The 16,007-nt window shown below is 65.6% G+C and carries 15 protein-coding genes; 5 read left to right on the plus strand and 10 right to left on the minus strand.

The window, feature by feature from the left end; translation table 11 throughout:
* Positions 1-7: 7 nt before the first annotated feature.
* From lspA to DD542_RS09280, 3 genes are all read right to left on the minus strand, one after another.
* Positions 8-514 carry a signal peptidase II gene (lspA, locus tag DD542_RS09270; RefSeq protein WP_066260455.1) on the minus strand — a complete coding sequence of 169 codons (507 nt, stop codon included), beginning with the start codon at positions 512-514 and terminating at the stop codon, positions 8-10.
* Entirely contained in the window at positions 514-3,432 is a 2,919-nt protein-coding gene (gene ileS / locus DD542_RS09275; RefSeq protein ID WP_127805294.1) for an isoleucine--tRNA ligase, read from the minus strand. The genes lspA and ileS overlap by 1 nt, the downstream gene beginning before the upstream one ends.
* 110 nt (positions 3,433-3,542) lie before the next feature.
* Positions 3,543-4,610: a bifunctional riboflavin kinase/FAD synthetase gene (locus DD542_RS09280; RefSeq protein WP_127805296.1), complete on the minus strand. Its 1,068-nt coding sequence runs from the start codon at positions 4,608-4,610 to the stop codon at positions 3,543-3,545.
* Positions 4,611-4,749: 139 nt separating this feature from the next.
* On the opposite strand from DD542_RS09280, the gene DD542_RS09285 reads away from it, so the two are divergent.
* Positions 4,750-5,307, plus strand: coding sequence for an HNH endonuclease (locus DD542_RS09285; RefSeq protein ID WP_079365528.1), 558 nt, complete (start codon positions 4,750-4,752; stop codon positions 5,305-5,307).
* Positions 5,308-5,360: 53 nt separating this feature from the next.
* Here DD542_RS09285 and DD542_RS09290 read toward each other — a convergent pair whose 3' ends face one another.
* The 3 genes from DD542_RS09290 to DD542_RS09300 all read right to left on the minus strand — a co-directional run bounded on the left by DD542_RS09290 (position 5,361) and on the right by DD542_RS09300 (position 8,501).
* Complete coding sequence (locus tag DD542_RS09290; RefSeq protein ID WP_127805298.1) at positions 5,361-6,476, minus strand: acyl-CoA dehydrogenase family protein; 1,116 nt, start codon at positions 6,474-6,476, stop codon at positions 5,361-5,363.
* Positions 6,477-6,569: 93 nt separating this feature from the next.
* Positions 6,570-7,751: an acyl-CoA dehydrogenase family protein gene (locus tag DD542_RS09295; protein WP_127805300.1), complete on the minus strand. Its 1,182-nt coding sequence runs from the start codon at positions 7,749-7,751 to the stop codon at positions 6,570-6,572.
* 78 nt (positions 7,752-7,829) lie between these two features.
* Positions 7,830-8,501, minus strand: coding sequence for a YceH family protein (locus DD542_RS09300; protein ID WP_066153218.1), 672 nt, complete (start codon positions 8,499-8,501; stop codon positions 7,830-7,832).
* A 48-nt stretch (positions 8,502-8,549) separates the two neighbouring features.
* On the opposite strand from DD542_RS09300, the gene purN reads away from it, so the two are divergent.
* A complete protein-coding gene (gene purN, locus DD542_RS09305; protein WP_127805302.1) occupies positions 8,550-9,128 on the plus strand; it encodes a phosphoribosylglycinamide formyltransferase in 579 nt (192 codons plus the stop codon).
* Here purN and DD542_RS09310 read toward each other — a convergent pair whose 3' ends face one another.
* The gene (locus DD542_RS09310) at positions 9,129-10,748 is read right to left on the minus strand and encodes a peptide chain release factor 3 (RefSeq protein WP_066153220.1); all 1,620 of its coding nucleotides are present in this window, start codon (positions 10,746-10,748) and stop codon (positions 9,129-9,131) included.
* Between the two features lie 34 nt (positions 10,749-10,782).
* Here DD542_RS09310 and DD542_RS09315 point away from each other — a divergent pair, with 34 nt between their 5' ends.
* Both DD542_RS09315 and DD542_RS09320 read left to right on the plus strand, forming a co-directional pair.
* Positions 10,783-12,048, plus strand: coding sequence for an RsmB/NOP family class I SAM-dependent RNA methyltransferase (locus tag DD542_RS09315; RefSeq protein WP_127805304.1), 1,266 nt, complete (start codon positions 10,783-10,785; stop codon positions 12,046-12,048).
* A gap of 136 nt (positions 12,049-12,184) precedes the next feature.
* Positions 12,185-13,411, plus strand: a complete 1,227-nt coding sequence (locus tag DD542_RS09320) for a fatty acid desaturase (protein ID WP_066153224.1) — start codon at positions 12,185-12,187, stop codon at positions 13,409-13,411.
* A 100-nt stretch (positions 13,412-13,511) separates the two neighbouring features.
* Here DD542_RS09320 and rpmG read toward each other — a convergent pair whose 3' ends face one another.
* The 3 genes from rpmG to trxB all read right to left on the minus strand — a co-directional run bounded on the left by rpmG (position 13,512) and on the right by trxB (position 15,110).
* Entirely contained in the window at positions 13,512-13,682 is a 171-nt protein-coding gene (gene rpmG, locus DD542_RS09325) for a 50S ribosomal protein L33 (RefSeq protein ID WP_056269543.1), read from the minus strand.
* An 11-nt stretch (positions 13,683-13,693) separates the two neighbouring features.
* A complete protein-coding gene (gene rpmB / locus DD542_RS09330) occupies positions 13,694-13,927 on the minus strand; it encodes a 50S ribosomal protein L28 (protein ID WP_056269541.1) in 234 nt (77 codons plus the stop codon).
* Positions 13,928-14,162: 235 nt separating this feature from the next.
* Complete coding sequence (gene trxB, locus DD542_RS09335; protein WP_127805306.1) at positions 14,163-15,110, minus strand: thioredoxin-disulfide reductase; 948 nt, start codon at positions 15,108-15,110, stop codon at positions 14,163-14,165.
* Positions 15,111-15,261: 151 nt separating this feature from the next.
* Here trxB and DD542_RS09340 point away from each other — a divergent pair, with 151 nt between their 5' ends.
* Positions 15,262-15,936 (plus strand): Crp/Fnr family transcriptional regulator, encoded by a 675-nt coding sequence (locus tag DD542_RS09340; RefSeq protein WP_066260605.1) that lies wholly within the window; start codon positions 15,262-15,264, stop codon positions 15,934-15,936.
* Positions 15,937-16,007: the final 71 nt, after the last annotated feature.

Below are 16,007 nucleotides of genomic sequence, written 5' to 3' on the forward strand. Positions count from 1 at the left end.
CGACGGTTTAACGGCTCTTCTTCACCCGCAGGATCTCGTCGAGGATCAGGGCGATGGCGCCGACGGTGATGCCCGCATCGGCCAGGTTGAACGCCGGGAAATGGCCACCCGGGAACAGGCCCGACAGGAAGGACCAGTGGAAATCCAGCATGTCGACCACGTAGCCGTGCAGCACGCGATCCACCACGTTGCCGATGGCGCCGCCCAGGATGCAGGACAGCGCGAAGGCGAACAGCTTCTGTCCGGGGTGAGAGCGCAACATCCACACAATGAATACGGCCGCCGCGATGCCGATGCCGGTGAACAGCCAGCGCTGCCAGCCACCAGCGGAGGCCAGGAACGAGAAGGCGGCGCCGGTGTTGTGCACCCGCACGATGTTGAAGAAGCTGGTGACGTAGGTGCTGTCGCCCAGCTGGTAGTAGCCCAGGATCAGGGTCTTGGTGAACTGGTCCAGCAGGAAGACGACCGCGGCCAGGCCGAGCCATGGCCAGAGGCTTGCCTTGGTTTTGGCCATCAGGCGATGCTCCTCGTTTCACCAGTGCCGGTGCCGGCTGCTTCGGCCAGGTTGCCCACGCAGCGGCCGCACAGCGTGGGGTGCTCGGCGTGTGCGCCCACATCGTCGGCGTAGTGCCAGCAGCGCTCGCATTTGGTGGCGGTGCTGGGGGTCACGGTCACCGCCAGTTCGGCGCCGTCCACCACGGTCACGGCAGAGGTGATGGTCACGAACTTCAGGTCCGCGCCCAGCGCGCGCAGCAGGGCCGCATCGTCCGCACCGGCGGTGATGGTCAGCGTCGCCTGCAGCGACGCGCCCACCTTGCCTTCGGTGCGCAGGTCTTCGATCGCCTTGTTGGCCACGTCGCGGATCTCGCGGATGCGGGCCCACTTGGCCAGCAACGCTTCGTTGGCTGAGGGCAGGGCGCTGAAGGTCTCGAAGAAGATCGAGCCCTGCGTCGAGTCCTTGGCGAACACGGCCCAGGCTTCTTCGGCGGTGAAGCTGAGGATGGGCGCCATCCAGCGCAGCATGGCGTGCGTGATCTGGTGCAGGGCGGTCTGGGCCGAGCGGCGCGCCAGGCTCTTGGGGGCGGTGGTGTAGAGCCGGTCCTTGAGCACGTCGAGGTAGAACGCACCCAGGTCTTCCGAGCAATAGACCTGCAGCTTGGCGACCACGGGGTGGAACTCGTAGACGTCGAAGTGCTTCAGGATCTCGGCCTGCAGTTCGCTGGCGCGGGCCAGCGCGTAGCGGTCGATCTCCAGCATCTGGTCCAGCGGCACGGCGTCGGTGGTCGGGTCGAAATCGACCGTGTTGGCCATCAGGAAGCGCAGCGTGTTGCGGATGCGGCGGTACGCGTCCACCACGCGGGCCAGGATCTTGTCGTCGATGTTCAGGTCGCCAGAGTAGTCGGTCGCACCCACCCACAGGCGCACGATCTCGGCGCCGAGCTTGGTGGTGACCGATTGCGGCTCGACCGTGTTGCCCAGCGACTTGCTCATCTTGCGGCCCTGGCCGTCGGTGGCGAAACCGTGGGTCAGCAGGCCACGATAGGGCGCGCGGTCGTAGATCGCGCAGCCCAGCAGCAGCGAGCTGTGGAACCAGCCGCGGTGCTGGTCGTGGCCTTCCAGGTACAGGTCGGCCTCGGGGCCTTGCGCGTGGCTGGCGCCGTTCGGGTAGGCCTTGGCGTGGCTGCCGCGCAGCACGTGCCAGAAGGTCGAGCCCGAGTCGAACCAGACTTCGAGGATGTCGGTGCTCTTGGTGTACTTGGCCGCGTCTTCGGCGCCCAGGATCTCTTCGGCCGTCACACGGCTCCAGGCCTCGATGCCGCCCTTCTCGACGATGTCGGCGGCCTGGTCGAGGATGGCCATGGTGTTGGGGTGCAGTTCGCCCGAATCCTTGTGCAGGAAGAAGGGCACCGGCACGCCCCACGACCGCTGGCGCGAGATGCACCAGTCGGGCCGGTTGGCGATCATGTCGCGCAGGCGGGCCTTGCCATTCTCGGGGTAGAAGCTGGTGTGGTCGATAGCGTCCAGGGCCAGCTGGCGCAGCGTCTTGGGCGCCTTGTCCTTGGTGAACACGCCTTCGCCCTCGTCCATACGCACGAACCACTGGGCGGCGGCGCGGTAGATGACGGGCGTCTTGTGGCGCCAGCAGTGCGGGTAGCTGTGGGTGATGCCTTGCGTGGCCATCAGGCGGCCGTGTTCGCGCAGGGTGTCGATGATGACCGGGCAGGCCTTCCAGATGTGCTGGCCGCCGAACAGCGGCAGCTCGTCGGCGTAGACGCCGTTGCCCAGCACCGGGTTGAGGATCTGGTCGTAGCGCAGGCCGTGCGCGACACAGCTGTTGAAGTCGTCCACGCCGTAGGCAGGGGCCGAGTGCACGATGCCGGTGCCGTCGCCGTCGCTGACGTAGTCGGCCAGGTACAGCGGCGAGAGGCGCTTGTAGCTGTATTCGTTGCCAGGGACGTTGATGTCATCCGGTAGGTCATACAGCGGGTGACGGAACACCTGGCCGCGCAGGGCCTCGCCCTTGGCCGTGGCCAGCACGTTTCCGGTGAGGCCGAATCGCTCCAGGCACTTCTCGACCAGGCTTGCGCCCAGCAGCAATACGCCCTTGGGCGTGTCGACCAGGGCGTACTCCAGCTCGGGGTGGGCGTTGAGCGCCTGGTTGGCCGGGATGGTCCAGGCGGTGGTGGTCCAGATGACGGCGAAGGCCTGCTTGCCGTCTGGCAGGGCGCTCAGGCCGAAGGCCTGGGCCAGGCCCGCCGCGTCGTTGGACTCGAAGGCCACGTCCAGCGTGTCGCTCTTCTTGTCGGCGTATTCGATCTCGAACTCGGCCAGCGAGCTGCCGCAGTCGAAGCACCAGTACACGGGCTTGAGGCCGCGGTAGACGAAGCCGCGCTCGATCACGCGCTTGAAGGCGCGGATCTGGCCGGCCTCGTTGGCCGGGTCCATGGTGCGGTAGGGGCGCTCCCAGTCGCCCAGCACACCCAGGCGCTTGAAGTCCTCGCGCTGCTGGTTGATCTGCTCGGTGGCGTAGGCACGGCTCTTGGCCTGCATGTCGTCGCGGCTGAGGTTGCGGCCGTGCAGTTTTTCGATCGCGTTCTCGATCGGCAGGCCGTGGCAGTCCCAGCCGGGGATGTACTGCGCGTCGAAGCCGGCCAGTTGGCGGCTCTTGACGATCATGTCCTTGAGCACCTTGTTCAGCGCGTGGCCGATGTGCAGCTTGCCGTTGGCGTAGGGCGGGCCGTCGTGCAGCACGAACAGCGGCGCGCCCTGGCGGGCGTCGCGCAGGCGTTTGTACAGGCCGCCGCTGTTCCAGTCGGCCACCCAGCCCGGCTCGCGCTTGGGCAGGTCGCCGCGCATCGGGAAGGGCGTGTCGGGCATGTTCAACGTGGCGCGGTAGGCGCCGCCGCTGGCGTTCTCGTTCTTTTCAGCCATGGTGTTCGGCTTTCGGTGGGTGGGGCTTGCAGGCTCGGTGGGCGGCACGGTGGCCGCAGGGGGTGGGGCAGGGCGCCCCGAGCCTGTGCAGGGGCGGCGACCGGGGGCGGTCAGCCTTGAATTCGGTCGCGCGTGGTCTGGCGGCGCGTCTGGGCGTGCAGCGAAGCAAAAAACGCGCGAGCGTCGTCGCAGTCCTTGGCGATCCCTTGGGTCAGGGCGTCCAGGCTGTCGTATTTCAACTCGTCGTGCAGTTTGTGCAGCAGTTCCACCCGGATGATTTTACCGTAGGCCTCTCCGCCGGGCAGGGTGGCCGAGAGCCCGGCGGGCCAGTCCAGGCAATGGGTTTCCAGCAGCACGCGGCCGCCGTTGACGTCGTTCGGGTCCAGCGAGGGGCGCACGCCCAGGTTGGCAACGCCTTCCAAGGGTTCCCCGGAGGCGGTGAGGCCGTGCACATGGACCGCGAAGATGCCGCTGGCGGCGGGCTTCCAGTGCGAGAAGCGCAGGTTCAGCGTGCGGAAGCCGTCGCTGCGCCCAGGGGCCGACTCGGCCAGCTGGCGGCCCAGCTTGCGCCCATGGACCACGTGGCCGCTGATGGCGTAGGGTCGGCCCAGCAGGGCGGCGGTGCGCTCCATGTCGCCGGCCGCCAGGGCCTCGCGCACCGCCGAACTGCTGACACGGGTGCCGTGCACCTCGTAGCTCTGCATGCGCGCCACATCGAAACCCATGGCCGACCCGGCGGCGTCGAGGAGGCGATAGTCACCGGCCCGCTGGGCGCCGAAGCGGAAATCGTCGCCCACCAGCACGTACTTGACCCCCAGCGCGCGCACCAGGATGTCCTCGATGAAGGCCTGTGGCGGCAGCGAAGCCAGGCGCTGGTTGAACGGCAGCACCACGCACTGGTCCACACCACAGCGTTCCAGTTCCTCGAGTTTGTCTCGCAGCGTGGCGATGCGGGCGGGCGCCAGCTCGGGTTTGCGGTGCACCGCGGCGAAGAAGTCGCGCGGGTGGGGCTCGAAGGTCATCGCGCAGGTGGGCACGCCCCGGTGGCGCGCCTCGTTCTGCAGCAGCGCCAGCATGGCCTGGTGGCCACGGTGCACGCCGTCGAAATTGCCGATGGTGAGTGCGCAGCCCTGGGTCGCGGGCAGAGGGCGGTTCCAGAGGCCGCGGAGGATTTTCATGAGGGATTGCGCGGGGTTCGCGAGGGCGTCACAAAAGCACGCTATATTGACACAGCCCCGCGGGCACCGGCCTGCGGGCGCACCAGCCGCAGGTGACGGTGCGGCTGGCCTCTTCAGTTTCCGTTGAAGGAGCCAGGTCTTGAAGGTCTTGAAGCTGTCTGCCCAGGGGCTGCCGCAATCGTGGATCAGCCTGGAAGAAGCCGTGCTGCACTACGCCGCGGACGAGGTGCGCTGGGAAATGGGCGCCGAGGTCGCGGTGTTCCATGGCGGGCACAACGCGGTCACCGGGCGCCAGTCGATCATCACTGTCAACTCGATCATCGGCACCAAGGGTGTTCCCAACATCAACCCCTTCGAGCTGCGTCCCACCCTGACCAATGCCAAGCTGTTCGCCCGCGACCGCTGCCTCTGCGGCTACTGTGGCCACCAGTTCCACGAGGACGAACTGACGCGCGAGCACATCCTGCCCATGGCCCAGAACGGCCGCGACATCTGGATGAACGTGGTCACGGCCTGCAGGTCCTGCAACCACCGCAAGGGCAACCGCACCCCCGAGCAGGCGAACATGCCGCTGCTGTACGCCCCCTACGTGCCCAGCCTCTGGGAGGACTTCATCCTGCGCAACCGCCGCATCCTGGCGGACCAGATGGAGTTCCTGATGTCGCACTTGCCCAAGACTTCCCGGCTGCACGCCTGAATGGAACGAAAAAGCCCTGCCAGGCGGGGCTTTCGGTGAGGTGTACTTGGCGATCAGGCGAACACGCCCGCCGAATCCTCCATCCGCGCCGACACCTCGCCCAGGTGGTGCAGTGTGTCGCCGTAGGTCATTTCCAGCTGCGTGAGTTTCTTGAAATAGTGGCTGACGATGTACTCGTCGGTCACGCCGATGCCGCCATGCAGCTGCACCGCCTGCTGGCCCACAAAGCGCATCGATTGGCCCAGCTGCACCTTGGCACGCGAGAGCGCGCGGCGGCGCTCGTCCGCCGGGGCGTTGAGCTTGAGGCTGGCGTAGTAGCTCATCGAACGCGCCAGCTCCAGCTGCATCTTCATGTCGGCCATGCGGTGGCGCAGGGCCTGGAAGCTGCTGATGGCCACGCCGAACTGCTTGCGCGTGTTCAGGTACTCGGCCGTCACGGCCACCGTCTTGTCCATCACGCCCACCGCCTCGGCGCAGACGCAGGCGATGCCGATGTCCACCGCGTGTTCCAAGGCGGTCAGGCCATCCGCCGTGACCAGCGTGGCCGCGGCGTTCTGCAAGCTCACCTCGGCCGCACGGCCGCCATCCTGGGTGCCATACCCTTGAGTGGACACGCCATCGGCGTTGCGCTCGACCAGGAAGAGGGCGATCTGGCCGTTGGCCATGGCCGGCACGAGGAAGGCGTCGGCGTGGTCGCCCGCGGGCACCACGCTTTTGGTGCCGCTGAGGGTCCAGCCGCTGCCCGCCTGCGCGGCGGTGGTCTTGCAGAGGTCGAGCTGGTAGCGCGCACCGCGCTCCTGCTGCGCCAGCACCACCAGGGCCTCGCCCGCTGCGATCTTCGGCAGCCAGGCCGCCTTCACCTCGGCGCCACCGTAGGCGCCGATCACGCCGCTGGTGACCAAGGTCTGCGCCAACGGTTCAAGCACGATGCCGCGGCCCAGCTCCTCCATAACCACCATGCCTTCGACCGGTCCCATGCCCAGGCCTCCGTCGGCTTCGCTGATGTACAGACCGCCCAGCCCGAGTTCGGCCAGTTCGCGGTAGGCCGCGCGGTCAAAGCCGCCGGCCTTCACGATGGCCCGCCGGCGCTCGAAGTCGTAGCCCTTGTCGACCCACTTGCGCACCGCGTCGCGCAGCTGTTCCTGGTCGTCGGAAAAATCAAAATCCATGTTGTGTCTCCAGAAAGTTGAGCCCCCACGCTCACCCCAGGCTCGCTGCCCCCCAAGGGGGCGCGATTTTCCTTGGGGCGGCCCGGCGGAAAATCATCCCAGTACCGTCTGGGCGACGATGTTGCGCTGCACTTCGTTGGAGCCACCGTAGATGGTGGTCTTGCGCATGTTGAAGTAGGTCGACGCGAGCGGCGCGTTGGCCACCACGCCGCCCGGGAAGTCGCCCTGCCAGCCGGCTTCCATCGCTTCTTCGATGAAGGGCAGGCTGAAGGGACCGGCGGCCAGCATCATCAGTTCGGCGTAGCGCTGCTGGATCTCGCTGCCCTTGATCTTGAGCAGGCCGGCGATGTCCAGCGACTGCTTGCCCGATTTCTCGGCCGAGAGCACCCGCAGCACCAGCATCTCCAGCGCCACGATGTCCACTTCCAGCAGCGCGATCTGGTCGCGGAAGCGCAGGTCGTCCCAGACGCCTTCGGCCTTGGCGATGCGCTTGAGCCGTTCCAGCTCGCGTTTGGCGCGGTTGACGTCGGCGATGTTGGTGCGTTCGTGCGAGAGCAGGTGCTTGGCGTAGGTCCAGCCCTTGTTCTCTTCGCCGATCAGGTTCTCCACCGGCACCTTGACGTTGTCGAAGAAAACCTCGTTGACCTCGCACTCACCATCCAGCAGCTTGATCGGGCGCACCGTCACGCCGGGCGACTTCATGTCAACCAGCAGGAAACTGATGCCGGTCTGCGGTTTGCCTTCGGTGCTGGTGCGCACGAGGCAGAAGATCCACTCGCCGTATTGGCCCAGCGTGGTCCAGGTCTTCTGGCCGTTGACCAGGTAGTGGTCACCCTGGCGCTCGGCGCGGGTCTTGACCGAGGCCAGGTCCGAGCCCGAGCCGGGTTCGCTGTAGCCCTGGCTCCACCACACTTCACCGCTGGCAATGCCGGGCAGGAAGCGTTCCTGCTGCTCTTTGTTGCCGAACGCCATGATCACTGGAGCGACCATCACTGGGCCGAAGGGCACGATGCGCGGCGCGCCGGCCAGGGCGCATTCTTCTTCGAACAGGTGCTTCTGCACGGCTGTCCAGCCCGGGCCGCCGAACTCCTTGGGCCAGCCGTAGCCCAGCCAGCCCTTCTTGCCGAGGATCTTGGCCCAGCGCTGCATGTCGTCGCGCGAGAGGCGCAGCGCGTTGTGGACCTTGTGGGCGATGTCGGCGGGCAGGTTGTCCTTGACCCAGCCGCGAATCTCGTCGCGGAACGCCAGCTCTTGCGGCGTGAATGCCAAATCCATGCTTGTCTCCGTGGTCGGGTGATCGTTGGTCGCCGGGGGCGGCGGCCCGATCCACGAAGTTTCGCACGACCGTTCGTTTTATGGCTGTCCGGGCTGCGACAAACCCAGCTGGTCCCGAAGGTCGGCCAGCTGGGCCTGGAGGGTCGCCACCGTGGCTTCCAGAGTGGCGACGCGCTCCACCAGGGCACTGTCGCCGGGTGAGCTTTCGGGTACCGCCGGGGCCGACATGTCCACCGGGCCACACAGCAGGTGCGTCCAGCGTTGCTCGCGGGCACCGGGCGCGCGCGGCAGCTTGACGACCAGCGGGCCACCCTTCTCGTCGCTGCGGTCCTGCATTTCTTCCAGGAAGCCCTCCACCGAGGCGATGTCCAGAAACTTGTACCAGCGGTCGGCGTTGATGCGCAGTTCGCCCGCCGTCTGCGGGCCGCGCAGCATCAGCAGGCCCAGCAAGGTGGCCGACTGGTCTGGCACGCCGGCCGCGCGCGGGAGGTTGTGTTCATAGCGCGGCACGCGCGAGCCGCTGGACTCGATGACCATGCTGTAGTCGCGCAGCACATCGATGGCGTCGCTGATCTGGGCCTCGCTGAGGCTCATCACCGGTTCCCGTGCGGTCTTCTGGTTGCAGCCGCCGTGCAGGCTGTTGAGCGAGAGCGGGTAGCTGTCGGGCACGGTGCGGGCCTTTTCCATCAGGGTGGCCAACACGCGGGCTTCGACTGGCGACAGGGGGCGGGTGCGGAAATCGTGGTTCATTACACTTGGCGGCCCCAGCGGGCGCTGAATCGGTCGGTACATCGGGTCGTGAACAAGAACATCGTCATTCTCATCTCAGGCAGCGGCTCCAACATGGCCGCTATCGTTCAGGCGGCCCAAAAATGCCGCTGGCGCGAGCGCTTTGGTGCCCAGGTGGCGGCCGTCATCAGCAACAAGGCCGAGGCCGGTGGGCTGGCCTGGGCCCGCGAACACCACATCCCGACGGCCAGTTTCGACCACAAGGCCTACGCCTCGCGCGAGGCCTTCGATGCGGCCCTGATGACCGAAATCGACCGCCACCAGCCGGCGCTGGTTGTGCTGGCTGGCTTCATGCGCATCCTCACGCCCGGTTTTGTGCAGCACTATGACGGCCGGCTGATCAACATCCACCCCAGCCTGCTGCCGGCTTTCCCTGGCCTGCACACCCACCAGCGCGCCATCGACGCCGGCTGCCGGTTCGGCGGCTGCACCGTGCACCGCGTGACGGCCGAGCTGGACCACGGTGAGTACCTGGACCAGGCGGTGGTGCCCATCCTGCCGGGCGACACCGCCCAGACCCTCGCCGCCCGCGTGCTCACGCAGGAACACCTGATCTATCCGCGGGTGGTCGAGCGGCTGATCAGCTGATCACATCGACTTGTGGAACACCAGGCCTGCGTGCTCGCGCATGGCGTGGAACCTGATCTTGGGCCAGTTGGCCTCGACCGCGCGCAGCGTTGCCATGTGGTCCAGCAGCACGGTGGGGGCATCCACGGCGTCCAGCGCCACGCGGTGGGCGTTGGCGTCCATGAAGCGCTTGAGCTCCTGTTCGCCGCCGTCCTCGGGTGCACAGGTCACCCAGCGCGTCACGTTGTAGTTGCTGCCCGTGATGCGGGCCTTGACGCCGTACTCGTGCTCCAGCCGGTGGGCCACCACTTCGAACTGCAGCTGGCCGACGGCGCCCAGCAGCAGCACCGTGCCGGCGATCGGCCGGAACACCTGGATCGCGCCTTCTTCGCCCAGCTGGGTCAGGCCGGCGCGCAGCTGCTTGGTCTTGAGCGGGTCGGCCACTTCCACGCTGCGGATGATTTCCGGCGCGAAGAAGGGCAGGCCGGTGAACTGCAGGGCCTCTCCCTCAGTCAGGGTGTCGCCCAGCTGCAGCACGCCGTGGTTCGGTATGCCGATGATGTCGCCGGCAAAGGCCTCGTCCAGCAGCTCGCGGCGCTGCGACAGGAAGCTGACCACGGTGTTGGGCCGCAGCTCCTTGCCGCTGCGCACCACCTTCAGGCGCATGCCACGCTCGAAGTGGCCGCTGGCGCAGCGCACGAAGGCGATGCGGTCACGATGCGCCGGGTCCATGTTGGCCTGGATCTTGAACACCACGCCGGTGAACTTGGGCTCGGTCGGCTCCACCGTGCGCTGGATCGCGGCCTTGGCGCCCGGGGACGGGGCCAGGTCGACCAGCGCATCCAGCACCTCGCGCACACCGAAGTTGTTGACGGCCGAGCCGAACAGCATGGGCGTCTGATGACCGTCGAGAAAGGCCTGCTTGTCGAAGGCGGGTGAGGCGCCCTCGACCAGCTCTAGCTCATCCTTGGCGGCGCTCCATTCCATGCCAAAGCGGCGGGCGCTCTCGGCGTTGTCCAGGCCGGCCAGCACTTCCTCGTCGCCGCCGCGGCGGTCTTCACCGGCGGCGAACACGCGCATCTGGTCTTCGCGGCGGTCGTACACGCCGCGGAAGGTCTTGCCCATGCCGACCGGCCAGGTGAAGGGCACGACCGTCATGCCCAGCTCGCGTTCGATCTCATCCATCAGGTCCAGCGGGGCCTTGACCTCGCGGTCCATCTTGTTGACGAAGGTGAGGATGGGCGTGTTGCGCGCACGGCAGACCTGCAGCAGGCGGCGGGTCTGCGGTTCCACGCCGTTGCCGGCGTCGATCACCATCAGCGCGGCGTCCACCGCGGTGAGCACGCGGTAGGTGTCTTCCGAGAAGTCCTGGTGGCCCGGGGTGTCCAGCAGGTTGATGACGCAGTCGCGGTACTCCATCTGCATCACGGACGACGCGACGGAAATACCCCGCTGCTTTTCGATCTCCATCCAGTCGGAGGTGGCGTGGCGCGCGGCCTTGCGCGCCTTGACCGAGCCGGCGATGTTGATGGCGCCCGAGAACAGCAGCAGCTTCTCGGTCAGGGTGGTCTTACCCGCGTCGGGGTGCGAAATGATGGCGAAGGTGCGGCGGCGCTGCACCTGTTGGGCGATGTCGGACATAACCCTCGATTATCCCCGGTGGGACAATACCGGCATGCACCCGAAAGCCCTTCTGGACGAAAGCGCCAGCCTGATCGAGAAAGTCTTCAAGTTCGACCACCCGGCCGATGCCATCGTGGCGCGCCATTTCCGCGAGAACAGGTCGCTCGGCCCGCGCGAGCGGGCCACTCTGTCGGACACCGTGTTTGCCGTGCTGCGCGAACGCCTGAAGTTCGAGTGGCTGGCCCGTTCCGGCAGCGGGTCCAAATGGCGTCGACTGGCCATTCTGGGGTTTCCCGGGGAGCACGACTACCTCAAGAGCGCGCTGACGGATGCAGAGAAGGAATGGTGGAACGCCTGCGGGAAAGTGGGCGATGCGCAGTTGCTGGTTCCGCATCGCCACAACTTGCCCGAGTGGCTGGCGCAGGCGCTTCGAGAGCAGTTGGGAGACGAGTTCGATGCCCTGGCCGCAAGCCTGCTGCGTCCGGCACCGCTGGACCTGCGGGTGAATGCGCTCAAACAAAAGCGCGACGCTGCATTGGCGGGTGTGCGCAGTGCCGGATGGCCTGCCGAGCCGACGCCGTACTCACCGCTGGGCATTCGGCTGGAGGGCAAGCCCAATCTGTCCAAGCTGCCTCTGTTCACTGCGGGCGAGGTGGAGGTGCAGGACGAGGGCTCGCAACTTCTGGCCCTGTTGCTCGGGGCCAAGCGCGGGGAGATGGTGGCCGACTTCTGCGCTGGCGCAGGGGGCAAGACGCTGGCGATCGGGTCGTCCATGAAGAACACAGGCCGCCTTTATGCTTTCGACACCTCGGCCCACCGACTCGATGCCATCAAGCCCCGGCTGGCGCGCAGCGGTCTGTCGAACGTGCACCCGGTGGCGATTGCCCATGAACGGGATGAGCGCATCAAGCGGTTGGCCGGGAAGATGGACCGGGTGCTGGTCGACGCTCCGTGTTCCGGTCTGGGGACGCTGCGCCGCAGCCCGGACCTGAAATGGCGCCAGACGCCTGAAACCGTGGCGGCGCAGGCCGAGCTGCAGCAGCGCATTCTGCTCAGCGCGGCCCGTCTGCTCAAACCCGGTGGACGGCTGGTCTACGCGACCTGCAGCCTGCTGCCTCAGGAGAACGAAGCCGTGGCGAGGGCTTTCGAGTTGGCGCATCCCGAATTCGAGCCTCTGTCGGTGGCCGATCTGCTCGCCGTGGCCCAGGTCGGAGAGGCCGCGTCCCTGTGCAGTCCGGATGGGCTGCACATGAGGTTGTGGCCGCACCGGCACGGCACGGACGGCTTCTTCGCCGCCGCTTGGCAGAAAAAAGGCTGACACGACCGCATTGATTTCATATTGTGGTGTGCGGCTTGGGGAATTTCACCCCCACCAGTAAAATTGAAGGCTATCCCGCCAGGCGCCCGCAGCGGGATCTTCATGTTGTTACGCCGGGCGCGCACATAGGAAATCAATGTTTTCTTCCGATTACGGCCTCCTGTCCTATCTCTGGGACGGGCTGATTCAGTTTCTGGCCGACGGCCTTACCCAGGCCACCTGGTGGCAAGCCATCATTGCGGCGCTGGTGATGACGCACATCACCATCGCCAGTGTCACGATCTACCTGCACCGCCACTCGGCGCACCGCTCGCTGGACCTGCACCCGATCGCCTCCCACTTCTTCCGCTTCTGGCTGTGGATGACCACGGGCATGGTCACCAAGGAGTGGACCGCGATCCACCGCAAGCATCACGCGAAATGTGAACATGAGGGCGATCCGCACAGCCCGGTTGTGTTCGGCATCAAGAAGGTGTTTTTCGAAGGCAGCGAGCTGTATCGCGCCGAGGCCAAGAACCAGGAGACCCTGGCCCGCTATGGCCACAACACCCCGGACGACTGGATCGAGCGAAACCTCTACACGGGTCGTTCACGACTGGGCGTGAGCCTGATGCTGATCATCGACGTGGCGCTGTTCGGTGCACTCGGGCTGACGGTCTGGGCGATTCAGATGGCGTGGATCCCCATCACCGCCGCCGGCATCATCAACGGCATCGGTCACTGGTGGGGCTATCGAAACTTCGAGGCGGCGGATGCCAGCACCAACGTGTCGCCCTGGGGCATCATCATTGGTGGTGAAGAGCTGCACAACAACCACCACACCTACCCGACGTCCGCCAAGCTTTCGGTCAAGCCCTACGAGTTCGACATCGGCTGGATGTACATCACCATCCTGAAGACTTTCGGGCTGGCCTCGGTGAAGAAGCTGCCGCCCAAGATGGCCTTCGGTGCCGTCAAGCCGGTGGCGGATGAAAAGACCCTGGAAGCAATCATCGCCAACCGCTATGAGGTCATGGCCGGCTATGCCCGTGAACTGCGTGTGGCCTGTCAGCGCGAGGTCGAGGCACTCAAGAGCCGCAGTGGCGATGTGTCCGCGCTGGAAGCGGCCCGCCGCTGGCTGCACCGAGATGAAGACAAAGTGCCGGCGGCGGTGAAGCCCCAGCTGGCACAGGCCCGTGCCGAGCACCCTGTGCTGGACAAGATGGTCACCATGCGGGAAGAGTTGCGCTCGCTCTGGACCGGGACGAACGCCACACGTGAACAGCTGGCCGCCGATCTGCAGGCCTGGTGCCGCCGTGCCGAAGAGAGCGGCATCGCCGCCCTGCGCGATTTTTCGATCCAGCTGCGCTCCGCGCGCGCCTGACGGAATCGAGCAGCCCGTACCACGGCGTGGTGCGGGCAACAAAAAAGCCGCTGTGGAAACAGCGGCTTTTTTGTTGGGTCGAACCGGAATCAGGGCCGAATCACTTCAGCTTGATTTCCTTGTAGTCCACGTGCTTGCGAGCCTTGGGATCAAATTTCTTGATCAGCATCTTCTCGGGTGTGGTCTTCTTGTTCTTGGTTGTGGTGTAGAAGTGGCCGGTTCCTGCGGTGGATTCCAGCTTGATCTTCTCGCGTGCGCCTTTGGTTGCCATGTCGTGACTCCTTAAGCCTGGCCACGTGCGCGCAGGTCGGCGAGCACAGCGTCGATACCGTTCTTGTCGATCAGGCGCAGGGCAGCGCCCGACACGCGCAGACGAACCCAGCGGTTCTCGCTCTCGACCCAGAAACGGCGGTATTGCAGGTTCGGCAGGAACCGGCGCTTGGTTTTGTTGTTGGCGTGGGAAACGTTGTTCCCGACCATGGGCTTCTTGCCCGTGACGTCGCAGACGCGTGCCATGAGGACACTCCGATACTTTTATACAGCTGCCGCAGCGGGCCGACCGATCTGATGCGTCAGAAACGACCGACTGGCGGTTGAGCCTCACCTCGCCAGGAAAGGGTGGCGGTAACCCGGGGAATTGCTTCAAACCAAGTCAAACAGACTCGGTCCACTCAGCAAAGCCGCACATTATAGCTCGACCGATGGATGGCGGTCGACCGCCAGTCGGCTTGCGGGGGCGAGGTCTGGTGTTTCAGGCCGGGTTCTGTTCCAGGAATCGCTGCGCGTCCAGCGCCGCCATGCACCCGGTGCCCGCACTGGTGATGGCCTGGCGATAGACATGGTCCTGCACGTCACCGGCAGCGAACACCCCGGGGACGCTGGTCATGGTAGCCATGCCGTTGTTGCCCGACTGGGTGATGAGGTAGCCATCCTTCATGGCCAACTGGTCTTTGAAGATCCCGGTGTTCGGGCTGTGCCCGATGGCAATGAAGCACCCCTTGACGGTCACATCCTCGGTGGTTCCGTCCTGCACGTTTTTCAGACGCACCCCGGTCACTCCGCTGGCGTCGCCAAGCACCTCGTCGAGCACGCTGTGCAGCTTGAGCTCGATCTTGCCTTCCTTCACCTTGTCCATCAGCTTGTCGATCATGATGGCCTCGGCCCGGAAGCTGTCGCGCCGGTGCACCAGAGTGACCTTGCTGGCGATGTTGGACAGGTACAGCGCTTCTTCGACAGCGGTGTTGCCGCCGCCGACCACGGCCACCTCCTGGTCACGGTAGAAGAACCCGTCGCAGGTGGCGCAGGCACTCACCCCTTTGCCCATGAAGGTCTCTTCGGAGGGCAGGCCCAGGTAACGGGCCGATGCGCCGGTGGCGATGATCAGTGTGTCGCAGCTGTATTGGCTACTGTCACCCGTGAGGACGAACGGACGCTTGGACAGGTCCACGGCGTTGATGTGATCGAACACGATTTCGGTCTTGAAGCGCTCGGCATGCTCCAGAAAACGCTGCATCAGATCCGGTCCCTGCACCCCGTGCACGTCCGCGGGCCAGTTGTCGACCTCGGTGGTGGTCATGAGTTGACCACCTTGCGCAATGCCGGTGATCAGAACGGGGGACAGGTTGGCGCGGGCAGCATAGACCGCGGCCGTGTATCCGGCAGGGCCGGATCCAAGAATAAGAACTTTCGTATGCTTCATTTCGGAGGCCCCATCGATCTTCAGGGCAAGTGGTTTAGAGTCGGTGGGTGTGCTCAGAGTCGTGATGTCCGGTGGTCACATCGCAGCGCTGAGGATTGATCGGCATTGTATGAAACGCGCCTTGGGCGCATTCGACACAAAGGTTTTAGACATGGCCATCCTGTCCAATCTGGATCTGATCCGTCGGGTTCCCCTGTTTTCGACGCTCACGCAGGCCCAGGCCGAATCTGTCGCCGAAGCCGTGGTCAAGCGGCGCTACAAGCGCGGAGAGGTGATCGTGGAGCAGGGCAAGAAATCGAACTTCCTCGCCATCGTGCTCACGGGGCGTGCCCGGGTGGTCACCACCGATTCGAGGGGGCGGGAGGTGATCCTGGCAACCATGAACCCAGGCGACTACGTGGGCGAGATGAGCCTGATCGACAACCAGCCCCATTCGGCCACGGTGCGCGCCGAAGTGCAGACCGATGTGCTGATTCTGGGGCGGGTGGAGTTTGCGCGTTGCCTGCCCGAGAACACGTCGATGGCCTATGCGGTCATGAAGGGGCTGGTGCTCCGGCTGCGGCACGCCGACCGCAAGATCGAGTCCCTGGCGCTGATGGATGTGTACGGGCGCGTGGCCAGGGCACTGCTCGAATTTGCGGCTCCGGACAAGGATGGTCGTCTGGTGATCCGCGAGCGGGTCTCGCGCCAGGATGTGGCCAAGATGATCGGCGCATCGCGCGAAATGGTCAGCAGGGTGATGAAGGATCTTGAGGACCGGGGCTTCATCGAGGTGGGTGAGGACGGCAGCACCATCATCAAGGACCGGCTGACGTCGCTGGGCTGATCCTTCCATCGCCCATACGTTTCGTCGACTCACGACTGGTCACATTGCCGGTCTGTGGCCACGCGGATCGG

This window comes from Hydrogenophaga sp. NH-16 (assembly GCF_004006415.1).
Classification (GTDB): domain Bacteria; phylum Pseudomonadota; class Gammaproteobacteria; order Burkholderiales; family Burkholderiaceae_C; genus Hydrogenophaga; species Hydrogenophaga pseudoflava.

Bases quoted from the DNA above. Each gene is read 5' to 3' on its own strand.
- lspA (WP_066260455.1), bottom strand. From the start codon at position 514: ATGGCCAAAACCAAGGCAAGCCTCTGGCCATGGCTCGGCCTGGCCGCG.
- ileS (WP_127805294.1), bottom strand. From the start codon at position 3,432: ATGGCTGAAAAGAACGAGAACGCCAGCGGCGGCGCCTACCGCGCCACG.
- DD542_RS09280 (WP_127805296.1), bottom strand. From the start codon at position 4,610: ATGAAAATCCTCCGCGGCCTCTGGAACCGCCCTCTGCCCGCGACCCAG.
- DD542_RS09290 (WP_127805298.1), bottom strand. From the start codon at position 6,476: ATGGATTTTGATTTTTCCGACGACCAGGAACAGCTGCGCGACGCGGTG.
- DD542_RS09295 (WP_127805300.1), bottom strand. From the start codon at position 7,751: ATGGATTTGGCATTCACGCCGCAAGAGCTGGCGTTCCGCGACGAGATT.
- DD542_RS09300 (WP_066153218.1), bottom strand. From the start codon at position 8,501: ATGAACCACGATTTCCGCACCCGCCCCCTGTCGCCAGTCGAAGCCCGC.
- DD542_RS09310 (WP_066153220.1), bottom strand. From the start codon at position 10,748: ATGTCCGACATCGCCCAACAGGTGCAGCGCCGCCGCACCTTCGCCATC.
- DD542_RS09315 (WP_127805304.1), top strand. From the start codon at position 10,783: ATGCACCCGAAAGCCCTTCTGGACGAAAGCGCCAGCCTGATCGAGAAA.
- DD542_RS09320 (WP_066153224.1), top strand. From the start codon at position 12,185: ATGTTTTCTTCCGATTACGGCCTCCTGTCCTATCTCTGGGACGGGCTG.
- rpmG (WP_056269543.1), bottom strand. From the start codon at position 13,682: ATGGCAACCAAAGGCGCACGCGAGAAGATCAAGCTGGAATCCACCGCA.
- rpmB (WP_056269541.1), bottom strand. From the start codon at position 13,927: ATGGCACGCGTCTGCGACGTCACGGGCAAGAAGCCCATGGTCGGGAAC.
- trxB (WP_127805306.1), bottom strand. From the start codon at position 15,110: ATGAAGCATACGAAAGTTCTTATTCTTGGATCCGGCCCTGCCGGATAC.
- DD542_RS09340 (WP_066260605.1), top strand. From the start codon at position 15,262: ATGGCCATCCTGTCCAATCTGGATCTGATCCGTCGGGTTCCCCTGTTT.